At 65.6% G+C, this 14,400-nt stretch carries 11 protein-coding genes; 3 read left to right on the plus strand and 8 right to left on the minus strand.

The genetic code is table 11. The annotated features are described in order from the left end of the window. Positions 1–24: 24 nt before the first annotated feature. Positions 25–648, minus strand: a complete 624-nt coding sequence (locus OKW44_RS20165) for a glutathione S-transferase family protein (protein WP_018417985.1) — start codon at positions 646–648, stop codon at positions 25–27. 84 nt (positions 649–732) lie between these two features. After that, positions 733–1,632 carry a LysR family transcriptional regulator gene (locus OKW44_RS20170; RefSeq protein WP_018417986.1) on the minus strand — a complete coding sequence of 300 codons (900 nt, stop codon included), beginning with the start codon at positions 1,630–1,632 and terminating at the stop codon, positions 733–735. Between the two features lie 95 nt (positions 1,633–1,727). On the opposite strand from OKW44_RS20170, the gene tam reads away from it, so the two are divergent. Both tam and OKW44_RS20180 read left to right on the plus strand, forming a co-directional pair. Further along, positions 1,728–2,525, plus strand: a complete 798-nt coding sequence (tam, locus tag OKW44_RS20175) for a trans-aconitate 2-methyltransferase (RefSeq protein ID WP_018417987.1) — start codon at positions 1,728–1,730, stop codon at positions 2,523–2,525. 247 nt (positions 2,526–2,772) lie between these two features. Beyond that, entirely contained in the window at positions 2,773–3,138 is a 366-nt protein-coding gene (locus tag OKW44_RS20180; RefSeq protein ID WP_026225375.1) for a hypothetical protein, read from the plus strand. A 199-nt stretch (positions 3,139–3,337) separates the two neighbouring features. On the opposite strand, the gene OKW44_RS20185 is transcribed toward OKW44_RS20180, so the two are convergent. From OKW44_RS20185 to nirB, 6 genes are all read right to left on the minus strand, one after another. After that, the gene (locus OKW44_RS20185; RefSeq protein WP_026225376.1) at positions 3,338–3,718 is read right to left on the minus strand and encodes an ArsR/SmtB family transcription factor; all 381 of its coding nucleotides are present in this window, start codon (positions 3,716–3,718) and stop codon (positions 3,338–3,340) included. Beyond that, the gene (locus OKW44_RS20190; RefSeq protein ID WP_018417990.1) at positions 3,702–4,163 is read right to left on the minus strand and encodes an SRPBCC family protein; all 462 of its coding nucleotides are present in this window, start codon (positions 4,161–4,163) and stop codon (positions 3,702–3,704) included. The genes OKW44_RS20185 and OKW44_RS20190 overlap by 17 nt, the downstream gene beginning before the upstream one ends. Before the next feature lie 118 nt (positions 4,164–4,281). Beyond that, on the minus strand, positions 4,282–5,649 hold the full coding sequence (locus OKW44_RS20195; protein WP_018417991.1) for an MFS transporter: 1,368 nt from the start codon (positions 5,647–5,649) through the stop codon (positions 4,282–4,284). A gap of 170 nt (positions 5,650–5,819) precedes the next feature. Further along, positions 5,820–10,004: a bifunctional nitrate reductase/sulfite reductase flavoprotein subunit alpha gene (locus OKW44_RS20200; protein WP_026225377.1), complete on the minus strand. Its 4,185-nt coding sequence runs from the start codon at positions 10,002–10,004 to the stop codon at positions 5,820–5,822. A 50-nt stretch (positions 10,005–10,054) separates the two neighbouring features. Then, positions 10,055–10,420, minus strand: a complete 366-nt coding sequence (gene nirD, locus OKW44_RS20205; RefSeq protein ID WP_018417993.1) for a nitrite reductase small subunit NirD — start codon at positions 10,418–10,420, stop codon at positions 10,055–10,057. 39 nt (positions 10,421–10,459) lie between these two features. Continuing rightward, on the minus strand, positions 10,460–13,000 hold the full coding sequence (nirB, locus tag OKW44_RS20210) for a nitrite reductase large subunit NirB (RefSeq protein ID WP_018417994.1): 2,541 nt from the start codon (positions 12,998–13,000) through the stop codon (positions 10,460–10,462). A 593-nt stretch (positions 13,001–13,593) separates the two neighbouring features. Here nirB and cobA point away from each other — a divergent pair. Next, positions 13,594–14,394, plus strand: coding sequence for a uroporphyrinogen-III C-methyltransferase (cobA, locus tag OKW44_RS20215; protein WP_018417995.1), 801 nt, complete (start codon positions 13,594–13,596; stop codon positions 14,392–14,394). Positions 14,395–14,400: the final 6 nt, after the last annotated feature.

Consider the following 14,400-nt stretch of genomic DNA (forward strand, 5'->3'; position numbering starts at 1 on the left):
TTGCAGAAGCGCGAGATTCAACGATTACGGCGTGCCGTTTCGGCAATGCTTGCGATACCCGTCGCGCTCCGCCAGGCGCGCCATATAAGCGGCCAGCGCCGGCAAATCGTCGTGCTGCTGCGGCGTTTCGAGCCAGCGGTTCGCGGACAGCGCGATCGGAATATCGGCGAGCGAAAACGCGTCGCCCGCAATGTACGCACCGGTGCGCGCGAGCTGCTGCTCGACGATCGCCATATGCTTCGACCAGTTCGCGCACGACGCGGCGATCTTGCGCGGGTCCTGATGCTCGGGCGAGTGCCGCACGAGCGCGAGAAACGCGTAGCTCCACGAGCGGTTCAATTCGCTCGCCTGCCAGTCGATCCATTGATCACAGCGCGCGCGCTCGACCGGATCGGCCGGATACAGCCCGTCACCGCGATAACGGTTTGCGAGGTAACGGATGATCGAGTTCGATTCCCACAACACGAAGTCGCCGTCGCGAATCACGGGGACCATCGCGTTCGGGTTCAGCGCGCGGAATTCGGCGGCCTCGGTCGAGCGAAAGCCCGAGCCCCAGTCTTCCTGTTCGAACGCAAGCCCGAGTTCCGCGCAGGTCCACAACACCTTGCGCACGTTGATCGAGGTGGTCTTGCCGAGTATCTGCAGCATGAGTCGTTGGGTGTCGCGTGGATTGAATGGCTTGAAGGAATGAAACTCGGAAGCCAGCCAGTTTGCCTTGCGCGCGGCGCGCCGTCATGCGGTTTTCAGCGTCGCCTGTTCGCCGATCATGTCGTACAGCGCCTGCGCGGCCGGTGACAACTGCGCGGTCTTGCGCGCGACCAGCACCAGCGTGCGCGACACGGTGGGCTGCGTGAGGTCGACGGTGCGCACGCTCGGATACGCGCCCTTCTGCAGTGCGAGCGCGGGCACCACGGCCGCGCCGACGCGTTGCGCGACGAGTCCGACGGCGGTCGAGCTGCGCTGCACCTCGTAGAACGAACGCAGCGCGAGGTCGCTCGATTCCAACGCGACGTCGAGCAGCGCGCGATTGCCGCTGACCTCGCCGGCGAAAATCAGCGGGAACGGCTGCAACTGCCGCCATGCGATGCGCCGCCGCTTCGCGAGCGGATGGTCCTCGTGGCAGATCAGCACGTAGCGGTCTTCGGTGAGCGGCACGGTGGCGAGATCGGGATGATGCTCGCGCGCGATGTTGATGCCGAACTCGACCTCTCTGCGCAACACGGCCTCCTCCACCGCCGACGACGCGTGATCGAGAATCTTGATGCGATTGTGCGGATAGCGCGCCGAATACGCCTGCAGTATGCGCGGCAGATACTGCACGCCGACGGTCGGCACGCACGCGATCGACACGTCGCCACGTCGCGCGATGCCCGTTTCGCGGATCTCGACGAGCGCGTCCGCCAGCTCGCCGAGCAGCCGACGCGCCTGCGGCAGAAAATTGCGACCGATTTCGGTGAGCGCCATCGAACGCGTGGTGCGCTCGATCAGCGTGACGCCGAGATAGCTTTCGAGCTTGTGCAGCCGCTGCGTGATCGCGGTTTGCGTCACGTGCAGCGAATCCGCCGCGCTCTGGAAGCTGCCGCGATCGGCAATCGCGACGAAAGCCTGCACGCCGAGCGTGTCGATTTTCATTAGAAAAATGAAATAATCGGGATCATAAATTCATTTTACTCTGGGCTGTCAGCGGCCGAGAATGGCCGCAACGAACCCCCGCGAAGGAGCCAAAGATGACCGACAAAACCACGAACGAGCACAGCGATTGGCACGCGAAGCAGTACATGTTGTTCGAGAACGAGCGCACGCGGCCGGTCCGCGATCTGCTCGCGGCGGTGCCCTTGAACGGCGCGCGGCTCGCGGTCGACGTCGGCTGCGGCCCGGGCAACTCGACCGAGGTGCTGGCCGAGCGGGTGCCGGGCGCGTCGGTCAGCGGCATCGACAGCTCCGCCGACATGATCGCGGCGGCCCGTGGGCGGCTGCCGCAATTCCGCTTCGACATCAGCGACGTTGCGACATGGGACGCGCACGGCCCCTACGACGTGATCCTCGCGAACGCGGTGCTGCAATGGGTGCCGGACCACGAGCGTCTGTTCCCCGCGCTGGTGGCCAAACTTGCCAGGGGCGGCAGCCTCGCCGTGCAGATGCCCGACAATCTCGACGAACCGGCGCACCGGCTGCTGCGCGAAATCGCCATCGACGGGCCTTGGGCGACAAAGGTGAAGGGTGTCGAGCGCACCATGCGCTACGACGCAAACTGGTACTACGCGCTACTCAAGCCGCTGTGCGCGCGCGTCGACGTGTGGCGCACGGTCTATCACCACCCGCTCGCGGGCGCCGACGCGGTGGTCGATTGGTTCAAGGGCAGCGCGCTGCGGCCGTTTCTCGCCGCGCTCGACGACGCCGAACGCTGCGCGTTTGTGCAACGCTATCGCGACGAAATCGTCAAGGCCTACCCGGCGCTCGCCGATGGCACGGTGCTGCTGCCGTTTCCGCGGCTTTTCATCGTCGCGACGCGCGGCGAACGTTGAAGCCGCGCCGGGAACCGCTGCAAGCCGGTAAATGCCGGCGCTTCGACTGCGGCGGGTCGTCCCGGGGCGATCAGTTCGCCGGCGCACCACGATGACGCACCGTCCGCAAACCCGCCTGTGGCGGCGCCGCACTCTAGGGGTGGTCAGGAATTGCCGCCCGGGAATTCCGCATGCTAATGTGTGTAATAAGCGGAGGACGGCGCCCGCCGGCCTCACCGGGAAGCCATTTACTGCAGCGAGCGTCGCCATGAGTGATGTACGCCAACACCTGAGTCCCCGTGACCGCCTGGAGCTGTTGTGCTGGCTCACATGCGGAAGCCTCGGCGCTTATTATCTGAACGAAGACTGGCCCGACGCGGCATTTCACGTGCAGTCCGCGCACAAGTGGCTCGACCGCCGCGCGCGCGAAGCCGACTGGCTGTGCGTCGCGAAGCTGTCGGCCACCGCGGTCGAAATCGCGCGGCGCCACGCGCGCTTCGTCGATGCCGACTGGGCGCGCGACGCGGTTGAAGAAATTCTCGATACCGACGAACTCGACCCGCAAGCCCGGCTCGTCCGGCAGGTTCTGGCCGATTGCCAGAACGCGCTGGCCGACAAGCGGATCGCGGATTAGGCGCGGGCTCGTCTTTCTTCCTTTGTACAGCGGATGGGGCCAATTTTTTGGCCCCTTTTTGCGTTGTTCCGTGCTTCCGTGCGCAAGCACCGCTTGCGGTCGGTAAAAAATGCGGCACCCGCCGTCACGCACAGCCTACCGGCAGGCGGCCAATCCGCGTGCCCGCTCGGTTCGTGCAATCACCACGGACGCCCGCCCTTCATTCTTCGACCATCGTCTTCAGCTTCAGCAGCGCCTGATCCCACTGCCGCGAAATCGCGTCGAGCGCGCGGCGTGCCGCGTCGAGATGCGCGGGCTCGAACGCCCACAGGCGCTCGCGTCCGACCTTCACGTCATGTACGAGGCCCGCGTCGGCCAGCACCTGCAGATGCTGCGTGACCGACTGCCGCGTGATGTCGGTGCCGGCCGTCAGCTGTGCGATCGACATCGCACTGCCCGCGCACAACGCCGCGACGAGACGCAGACGCGTCTCGTCACCGAGCGCCGCGAACACCGCCGCCGAACTGCGCAGTGTCGCCGCCTTGAGGCCGGCCCTCGCGGGGGCCGCCCTCACGGAAGCCGCTTTAGCTCGCGCCGACATATCGTTCGACGTTGACCATCTGCTGCTCCCAACCGCCGTCGTTCAGCCGGAACGCTTCCGCGCGGCGCCCGATCGGCAACTGGTCGAAGCCCGATTCGACGACGCGCAGCAGCGTGCCAGACTCGACGTCGCTCAGATCGAATTCCACGAGCGTGGTCGGCTCAGGCGTGTAGTCGATCGTGATGTCGATCGCGGCCGGATGCCAGCGCCACGACAGATGATGCTCGGGCTCGACACGCTCGACCAGCACGTCCATTACTAGATGCTCGTAGCCCGGATAGGTGATGTGCCCCTGCGTGGATTGCCCCGCGACGAACTGCTTGCCGGTGAGGTTCACGCCGAACCATTTGCCGAATTCCTCGGCGTTGGACAGCGCGCGCCAGACGCGCGAGCGCGGCGCCTTCAACAGAATCCGCTTTTCGATGCGATCGGTTGATGAGTTCATATGCAGCCTCCTGACTGCATATTACAAACACCGCGACCGATATGCAAGCATTCGACTGCGCTTTATTCAGACCATGATGCGTGCGGCGCCGGTACGACCGAACGCCGCACGCCGCGCCTTACTCCGTCGCATGCGCATGCATGACGCCGGTTTGCATCGACCACGCCATCCACGGCCGGCGCAGCGCGACGATCGCAAGGAACGCGCAAGCCGACAGCGTGCCGAACGTCGCGAAGCCCATCTGGTAGCTGCCGGTGCTCTCCTTCGCGATGCCCATCACGACCGGCAGATAGAAGCCGCCAATGCCGCCCGCCGCCCCGACGATGCCGGACATCAGCCCGGTGCGGCCGGCCCAGCGATGCGGTACGAGCTGGAACGTCGCGCCATTGCCGAGTCCGAACGCGACATACAGGCACAGCAGCAACGCAATGCCGCCCGCGAGCGACGGCATCGCCGCCGCGAACAGGAAATCGCAAACCGCGATGATCGCCAGCAGCACGGTCAGCGCGCGCACGCCCGACACGCGATCGGCAATCAGGCCGCCGAGCGGGCGCACCATCGCGCCGGTCGCGGCGAGCAGCGCCATGAACAGGCCCGCGTCGATTTTCGACAGTTGATACAGGTTGGTCAGCAGCAGCGATACATACGAGGACATGCCGACGAAACCGCCGAACGTGATGCTATAGACGAGCATGATGACCCACGTATCGCGCTCGGCGAGCACCGAGCGGTAGCGTTGCGGCAGCACCGCGATCGCCAGCAGCGCACCGATCACCGGCAGCAGCAGCACGCCGGTCTTGCCCGCGCCGAATAGCCCCGCTTCGACGAGCAGCACGAGCGTGATCAGGCCGACCAGCGTCGTCGCGAAACCGCCGAAGGCGCGCAGCACGCTGCCGGTTTTGACGCCCGCGTCGTTGGCCCAGAAGTACAGCGTGATCGCCGCGATCGCGAGCAGCGGCAAGGCGCCGCCAGCGGCGAGTTGCCAACCGTAGCGCGTCGCCAGTTGCGGGAACAGAAAGCCGTCGAGCACGGCGCCGATGTTGCCGGCCGCGGCCAGCCCCAATACGAGGCCCTGCACTTTCGGCGGATAGTTGCTGCCGGCCATCGGCAGCGCAACCGCGAAGCTGGCGCCGCCGACGCCGAGGAACACGCCGAGCACCAGCAGCGTTTCGTACGACGGCACCGACTGCAGCAACGGCAGCACGATCGTCGGCACCGCCGACAGCAGCACGCCCATCAACGCAATGCGTTTGCCATGCGCGGACTGATACAGATTGCCGAGCGTCACGCGCAGAATCGCCGCGGACAACACCGGCACCGCGACGAGCAGCCCCTGCTGCGCGGGCGTCATCGCGATGCTCTTGCTGATGAACGGCGCGAGCGGCCCATACAGCACCCAGACGGTGAAGCCCGTGTCGAAATACAGAAAGCAGGCGACGAGTGCGCGCCAATCACCGCTTCGCAGGGAGTGCATCACGTTTTTCATCAGAGATCCTCAGTAAATAAAATGCCGGGTAGTCCAGTTGCTGCGTTACGTCTGTTTTGCGCCGGCATATCGCCCAGAGTTTTCACCCGGACTCGACATGCAAGCGTCATGCCATCGTGCTGTCTGTTACGAGGCCTTTTTAAAGGCATCTTCTGAAACGCATCGGCGGCTCAATACACGTCGCGTGCATAACGCTTTTCGCGCGTCAGACGGCTCACGTATTCGAGTGCCTTCTCTTCGCTCATACCACCGTGAGTCGTGATGACGTCCTTCAGCGCCGCATCGACATCGCGCGCCATCTGGTTCGCGTCGCCGCATACATAGAAGTGCGCACCATCTTCGAGCCATGCCCACAGTTGCGCACCGTGTTCGCGCATGCGGTCCTGCACATAGATCTTGTCGGCCTGGTCACGCGAGAACGCGACGTCGAGCCGGGTCAGCAGACCGCTCGCGCGCATCGCTTCGAGTTCGTCGCGATAGTAGAAGTCGGTCGCGGCATGCTGTTCGCCGAAGAACAGCCAGTTGCGTCCGCGTTCGCCGCGTGCCTGCCGTTCGTGCAGAAAGCCGCGAAACGGTGCGATGCCGGTGCCCGGTCCGACCATGATCATCGGCGTGTCCGATTGATGAGGAGGACGAAAGTGCGCGGACTTCTGTACGAACACGGGCACGTCGGTGTCGCTTGCGCGATCCGCGAGAAACGTCGACGACACGCCCTTGCGGTGCCGCCGTCCGTTGCTGTAACGCACGGCCGATACCGTCAGATGCACTTCGCCCGGATGCGCCTTCGGGCTCGATGCGATCGAATACAGACGCGGCTGCAGGCGTTTCAGCATGCCGGTCAACTCGGCGGCCGAGAGGCTCACCGGAAACTCGTGCAATACGTCGGCGAGCTGCTGTCCCCATAGCCATTGCTTCAGATCCGCCTTGCGTTCGGGCGCGAGCAGATCGCCCAGCGCGCCATTGCCGCTGCGCGCGGCGACGAACGCGAGCGCCTCGGCGCTCGGCCGCGCGATCTCGTAGTGCTTGCCGAGCGCATCGGCGAGCCGCATTTCGCCGATACCCGCGACGTGCACCGATGCCTCCGCGTGCAGACCGCTCAGCGTGATCAGTTCGTCGACGAGTTCGGGGCAGTTGCTCGGCCACACGCCGAGCGCATCGCCCGCTTCGTATTCGAGGTTCGTCTCGCCCGTTTGCAGCGACACGTAGCGCGTATCCTTCGCGGCGCCCTGCTGGTTCAGGCGCAGATTGCCGACGACGCGCGACGCGGCCGGCCGCGCCCTGGTCGGCACCGCGCCCACCACCGCGTTGATCATGCCGCCCGGCGGCACCGCGTACAGCGCGGCATCCGCCTGCTTGATGCAGACGATCACGCGTTCGAGCCATGCATCGGCGCTTTGCTGATATTCAATATCGCAATCGACACGCTCGGTCAGACGCAGCGCACCCTGCGCGGCGAGCCGCTCGTCCAGACGGCGGCCGTGACCGCAGAACTGATCGTAGTTGCGATCGCCGAGCGCGAGCACCGCGAAACGCACGCCGTCGAGGCGCGGCGCCGTGGGGGCGTTCAGTTGCGTCCAGAAGTCCTGCGCGTTGTCGGGCGCATCGCCGTCGCCGAACGTGCTCGTCATCAGCAGCACGTATTGCGCCTTCGCGAGCGTCGCGAACGAATAGTCGGCCATGCACGCGGTGCGGATTTCGAAGCCCGATTCCATCAGACGCGTCGCGTAACGCTCGGTCAGCGATTCGGTGTTGCCGGTTTGCGAGGCCCACAACAGCGTGACCTTTGGCCGCACGCGCACGATGCGCACGCCAGACTCGCGTGCCTCCTGTTGCGTGGAATCGGGCGGCAAGGCAGCGGCTGACGTCTGGGCCATCGTCGCGCTGCGGCTATACAGTCCCGCAAGCAGACCGTCGACATAGAGCCGCTTCACCGCATCGAACGGTGCGCTGTGCGGCAGCACCGGCACGTTGGCGAGACCTTGCGCTTCGGCCGAACGCAGGCCACTGACGAAACCCGCCAGATACGCGCGCTCCGCATCGCTGAGCGACGGCATGGGCGCGGGCTCGGGCGGCAATTGCAGCAAAGTCGTGAGGGCTTCGATACGAGGCATGGGTTGATCCTTGGCGCTGGGCGCTAAAACCGCTGCGTCGGCGGAGGTAGAGAGCGCATCGTGGTCATTGCGAGTGCTCGCGTCGCGATCCGCCGTCACCGGACTCAGCGCGACCGCGCAGACTTTCAGTTCGGGCTGCAGAGAAACCGGATCGACCGCGTCGTTGGTCACAGCATTGATGCACAGCTCGTCGCCGAACACGTCGTTCCAGTGCATCGGCGCGAAGCACTGACCCGCGCTCACACGATCGGTGAGCACGGCGGGCAGGACCGCGCGGCCGCGCCGCGAACGAATCTCGACCGCGTCCTTCGCGCGAATCCCGAGTTCGGCCGCGTCGTCCGGATGAATTTCGACGAAGGGTCCCGGGTTCAGCTTGTTTAGCATTGCGACCTTGCCGGTCTTGGTCATCGTGTGCCACTGATGCTGCAGACGGCCCGTGTTCAACACGATCGGAAATTCGCGATCGGGCAACTCGGCCGCGGGCTGATACGTACGCGCGAAAAACTTCGCCCTGCCGCTCGCGGTCGGAAAAGCAATGCGCGGGTGGCTGCCATCTTCAGACTCTCTGAGCGTCTGGCTCACGCCGTCATTCAGATAGCGAAGCGGATTGCGCTCGGACGAATCGGCCGACGCGATCGGCCACTGCAGCGGCGCGTCCTTCAAGCGGCGATGACTCGCGCCGCGCAGGTCGTAGCCGGTCGCCGGATTCGCCGCGCGCGTAAGCTCGGCGAACACTTCGTCGGCGCTCGCATAGCTGAACGCATCGGCAAAGCCCATTTCACACGCGATGCGCGCGATGATCTGCCAGTCGGGCAGCGCCGCGCCGGGCGGTTCGATGGCCTGCTGCATCAGCGTCAGATTGCGCTCCGAATTGACCATCACGCCTTCGGCTTCGGCCCACAGCGCGCCGGGCAGCAGCACGTCGGCGTAGCGGTTCGTTTCGGTATCGAGGAACGCGTCCTGCGCGATCACGAGTTCGGCCGCGCGCAAACCGGCGATCGCGGTCTGCCGGTTCGCGACGGTCGCGACCGGATTCGTGCAGATGATCCAGCAGGCCTTGATGTCGCCCGCGGCCATGCGCGCGAACATGTCGATCGTGCCGTTGCCCGCGTCCGCTTTGAGCGTGCCCGGTGCGATGCCCCACAGTGCTTCGACGAACGCGCGATCGGCGGCGACCAGCGCCGAACGCTGCCCCGGCAGACCAGGGCCCATATAGCCCATTTCGCGGCCGCCCATCGCGTTCGGTTGGCCCGTCAGCGAGAACGGTCCACTGCCGCGCCGGCAGATGCGGCCCGTCGCCAGATGCAGATTGCACAGCGCGTTGGTGTGCCACGTGCCGTGCGTGCTCTGGTTCAGGCCCATCGTCCAGCAACTCATCCAGTCTTTGGCCGACGCGATCATCTGCGCGGCGCGACGGATGTCGTCGGCGGCGAGACCCGTGATGCGGGCGACGTTCTCCGGCGTGTACCCGGCCAGAAACGCGGGCATCGCGTCCCAGCCTTCGGTGTGTTCGGCGATAAAAGCCGCATCCGTTGCGCCGTTTTCGTGCAGCAGATGCAGCAGACCGTTCAGCAGCGCGAGGTCGGTGCCGGGTCTGATCTGCAGGAACAGATCGGCTTTCCCGGCGGTCGTGTTGCGGCGCGGATCGACGACGATCAGCTTCGCGCCCGCCTTCACGCGATCCATCATGCGCAGGAACAGGATCGGGTGGCAGTCGGCCATATTCGCGCCGCTGACGAAAAACAGATCCGCGTGATCGAAGTCGTCGTACGAGCCGGGCGGACCGTCCGCGCCGAGCGACAGCTTGTAGCCGCTCGCCGCGCTCGCCATGCACAGGCGCGAATTCGCTTCGATATTGTTCGTGCCGATAAAGCCCTTCGCGAGCTTGTTGACCAGATACTGCGCTTCGAGCGACATCTGCCCCGACACGTAAAACGACAGCGCATCGGGACCATGCTCGTCGAGCACGCGCCGCAGACGCGCGGCGGTATCGCTCAACGCCTGCGCCATCGGCAGCGGCACCGGGTCTTCGTCGCGCGCACGACGCACGAACGCGCCTTCGAGACGACCCGACTTGCGCAGCGCGACGTGGGCCGACTGCCCTTTGGTGCAGAGCCGGCCCAAGTTGGCCGGATGCTCCTTGTCGCCAGCGATCTTCACGACCTGGCCGTCCTCGACGTGCAACACCATGCCGCAGCCGACGCCGCAATACGGACACACGCTCTTTACGCTGGTAGCAGACATGCGCGAATGATCGGGTTAAAAAATCAGAACGATGGACAAAGGCCGCTACCTCAGGCGGCGACCCACACCTGGCCGTTTTCGATGCGCGTGGCAAATGCGCTGACCGAATACGACGGCGTTTCGAGGCATTCGCCGGTGCGCAGATCGAAGTGATGCTTGTAGATCGGCGACGCGACCACGATGCGCTCGCCGAGGCTGCCGACGATTCCGCGCGACAGCACCGCCGCGTGCGAACCCGGATCGAAGTTTTCGATCGCGTAGACCGTGGGCTCGGCCGGCGACTCGACGTCGCCGCCATCGACGTGAAACACGGCCACCTGTTCGCCATTGACGAGCGCGCAAACGCCGGTGTTCGGCACGATGTCGTCGAGTGCGCAGATCGCGGTCCAGGCGCGGGGCAAGCGTTCGTTCTTCATGACTGGGCTCCTTTTGAGTTAAGCGGGAATCGGATGAGGTCAAACCGTCTCGACGACAACGGGAATCTCGATGCGCTGCACCTGCCGCTCGGCGAGCGTTGCCGGCCGGATCTGTCCGCGCTCCTCGACGAACGCGACGTTGCTGTCGGACTCGCCGCTGTTGACGAAATGGCGGAAGCGCTTGCGCGTTTCGGGATCGGTGACGGCCTTTTTCCATTCGCACTCGTACGTGTCGACCACATGCTGCATCTCCACTTCGAGCTCGGTGGCGACGCCCAGGCGATCGTTGACGATCACGTCGATCAGATAGTCGAGCCCGCCTTCGAGGTTGTCGCGCCACACGCTGGTGCGTTGCAGTCGGTCGGCGGTGCGCACGTAGAACATCAGGAAGCGGTCGATATAGCGCACGAGCGTCGCCTTATCGAGGTCCGCGGCGAGCAGTTCCGCGTGACGCGGCTTCATGCCGCCGTTGCCGCACACGTACAGATTCCAGCCCTTCTCGGTCGCGATCACGCCGACGTCCTTGCCCTGCGCTTCCGCGCATTCGCGGGTGCATCCCGACACGCCGAACTTGATCTTGTGCGGTGTGCGCAGGCCCTTGTAGCGATTCTCGAGTTCGACCGCGAGACCGACCGAATCGCCGACGCCATAACGGCACCACGTCGAGCCGACGCACGACTTCACCGTACGCAGCGATTTGCCGTACGCGTGACCCGATTCGAAGCCGGCTGCGATCAGCTCTTCCCAGATCGACGGCAATTGCTCGACGCGCGCGCCGAACAGATCGACGCGCTGGCCGCCGGTGATCTTCGTGTAGAGGCCATATTTCTTCGCGACCTGCGCGACCGCGATCAGGCCGTCGGGCGTCACTTCGCCGCCCGGCATGCGCGGCACGACCGAATAGGTGCCGTCGCGCTGGATGTTCGCGAGGTAGTAGTCGTTGGTGTCCTGCAACGACGCGTGCTCCTTCTTCAGCACGAATTCGTTCCAGCACGTCGCGAGAATGCTCGCGACCGCCGGCTTGCAGATGTCGCAACCGAGCCCGCGGCCATGCTTCGCGAGCAGCGCGCCGAAACTGCGCACTCCCTCGACGCGCACGAGGTGATACAGCTCCTGGCGCGAATACGGGAAGTGCTCGCAGACGTGGTTGTTCACCGCGAGGCCCTGCTTCTTCATCTCGGCCTTCATCACCTGCGTGACGAGCGGCACGCAGCCGCCGCACGAGGTGCCCGCGCCGGTAGCGCTCTTCAACCCCCCGATGTCGGTCGCGCCCGCGCACACGGCTGCGCACAGCTCGCCCTTCGACACGTTGTTGCACGAGCAGACCTGCGCGGCCGCGGGCAACGCCTCGACGCCGAGCGCCGGCTTTGCACTGCCGTCCGCTTGCGGCAGGATCAGGAATTCGGGGGACGTTGGCAGCTCGATGCGGTTCAACATCATCTGCAGCAGCGTGCCGTATTCGCTCGCGTCGCCGACCATCACGCCGCCGAGCAGATGCTTGCCGCAATCGGACACGACGAGCTTCTTGTAGATCTGCTTGCGTTCGTCGCTGAACTGGTAGGTGCGGCTGCCCGGCGTATTGCCGTGCGCGTCGCCGATGCTGGCGACGTCGACGCCCATCAGCTTCAGCTTCGTGCTCATGTCGGCGCCCGCGAATTCGGCCGGGTCGCCGAGCAACTGCTTCGCGACCACGCGCGCCATCTCGTAGCCGGGCGCGACGAGCCCGAACAGCTGGCCGTGCCACAGCGCGCATTCGCCGATCGCATAGATGTGCGGATCGCTGGTGCGGCACGCGTCGTCGATGGCGATGCCGCCGCGCGCGCCGAGTTCGAGGCCGCATGCGCGAGCGAGATCGTCGCGCGGACGGATGCCGGCGGAGAACACGATCATGTCGGTGTCGAGATGGCTGCCGTCGGCGAACTGCATGCGGTGCGTGCCCGCTTCGCCGTCGACGATCGCCGTCGTGTTCTTCTGCGTGTGCACCGTGACGCCAAGCTCTTCGATCCGGCCGCGCAATACGCGGCCGCCGCCGTCGTCGACCTGCACCGCCATCAGGCGGGGCGCGAATTCGACCACGCGCGTTTGCAGACCCATGTCGCGCAGCGCCTTCGCGCATTCGAGACCGAGCAGGCCACCGCCCACGACCGTGCCCGTTTTCGAGCGGGCGCCGCATTCGCGCATCGCTTCGAGATCGTCGATGGTTCGATAGACGAAGCAGTCGCCGCGCTCGCGGCCTGGCACCGGTGGCACGAACGGATAGGAACCGGTCGCGAACACGAGGCGGTCGTACGGCAGCGTTTCGCCGCTCGCGACCGTCACCGTGTGCGCGTCGCGATCGACCGCGACCGCCCGCGCGTTCAGCTTCAGTTGCACGTCGTGGCGCTCGAAGAAGCCGGGCTCGACGAGCGACAGGTCATCGGCGGTCTTGCCCGAGAAGAATTCGGACAGATGCACGCGATCGTAGGCCGGTCGCGATTCTTCGCCCAGCACCGTGATGTCGAGATCGTGCGCGCCCTGTTGCGCCAGGCATTCGACCAGTTTGTGGCCGACCATCCCGTGACCGATGACGATGATTTTCATGAGCGCGCTGTCCTCTGGTGTCTGGCGAAAGCGATTGTGGAAATAAAAACGGCGTCCCGCGAATCCAGCCGAGGGGCCGAATTCGGGGGACGCCGTTGTCCTGTTGGGTGCTACGGGCGCGTGCAGTCGTGTTGCAAGCGCGACGAACCAACGTTGGTCCGATGGCAACGCTTATCGCAAAGGTCGTGCCAATATCGATAAATGCGCCGGAAAGCGGGGTGTGGCGGGGATTTGCGGCAAGTCGCGCGGCTTCTAACCGGACCCCGCTCGCGACGCGTTTTGAGGCAGCAAAGCACAGGGATGGTGCGACGCAGCACTGTCGACGTGCGAAACGAAGGCGCACGGGCGTGCGGTCCTCGTCAAGTTTTCCGCGTGAATCGCAATGTGTGGCAACGGCTTGCGCGCCTTGATCGGATCGATGGCGTGGTCCTTGCATTGCTCCTGCGCAACGTCATCGCGGCAACGTCGTCGCGACGCGCAGACTCAACCGTCGACAGGCAATGCAATGGACAACGGCGTCCCCTCGTGATCTTCACGGGCGGGCGCCGTTTTCGTTTCGGGCCGACAGAAACCAACGGCATAAGGACACCAACATGAACACCAACACCGGCAAGGTCACGCTGCTGAGTGCGGGCCCGGGCGACCTCGACTTGCTGACGCTGAAGGCCGTCAAGGCGCTCGCGGCCGCCGACGTCGTGCTGCTCGACGACCTCGCGAATCCTGACATCGTGACGCTCGCGCCGCAGGCGCGCGTGATTCGCGTCGGCAAGCGCGGCGGCTGCCGCTCGACGCCGCAGGCGTTCATCGAGCGGCTGATGCGGCGTTATGCGCTGAAGGGGCTGCACGTGGTGCGCGTCAAAGGCGGCGAAGCGCTGCTGTTCGGTCGCGCGGGCGAGGAACTCGCGGTGCTGCGCGACGCGGGCCTCGCGGTCGAGATCGTCAACGGCGTCTCGTCGGGCTTCGCGGCCGCCGCGGGCCTCGGCATCTCGCTCACGCATCGGCGGCATTGCCACGGCGTCAGCTTCGTCACCGCGCACACCGAAGATCACGGCGAGCCGGACTGGGCCGCGCTCGCCGCGACGCGCACGACGCTCGCGATCTATATGGGCATGCGGCGCATCGACGGCATCGCCGCTGCGTTGCTCGCGCACCTGCCGGCCGAAACGCCGGCCGCGGTCGTGCAGTGGGCCGGCGGCAGCGACGAGCGGCGCCTGTTGACGCGGCTCGATCGGCTCGCCGCCGATGCGCTCGGCGCGGGCTTCGGCAGTCCGGCGGTGATTCTGGTGGGCAATGCGGTTGGCGAGAGCGCCGAAGCGCCTTGCTGGGAACGCGAAGCTCGCGGCAATCGAGATGGGCAAACACGAGCCGCGTCGGCCATTGCGCGGGCGGCCTGATCGGCG

Source organism: Paraburkholderia lebeckiae (genome assembly GCF_050436325.1).
GTDB classification, from domain to species: domain Bacteria; phylum Pseudomonadota; class Gammaproteobacteria; order Burkholderiales; family Burkholderiaceae; genus Paraburkholderia; species Paraburkholderia tuberum.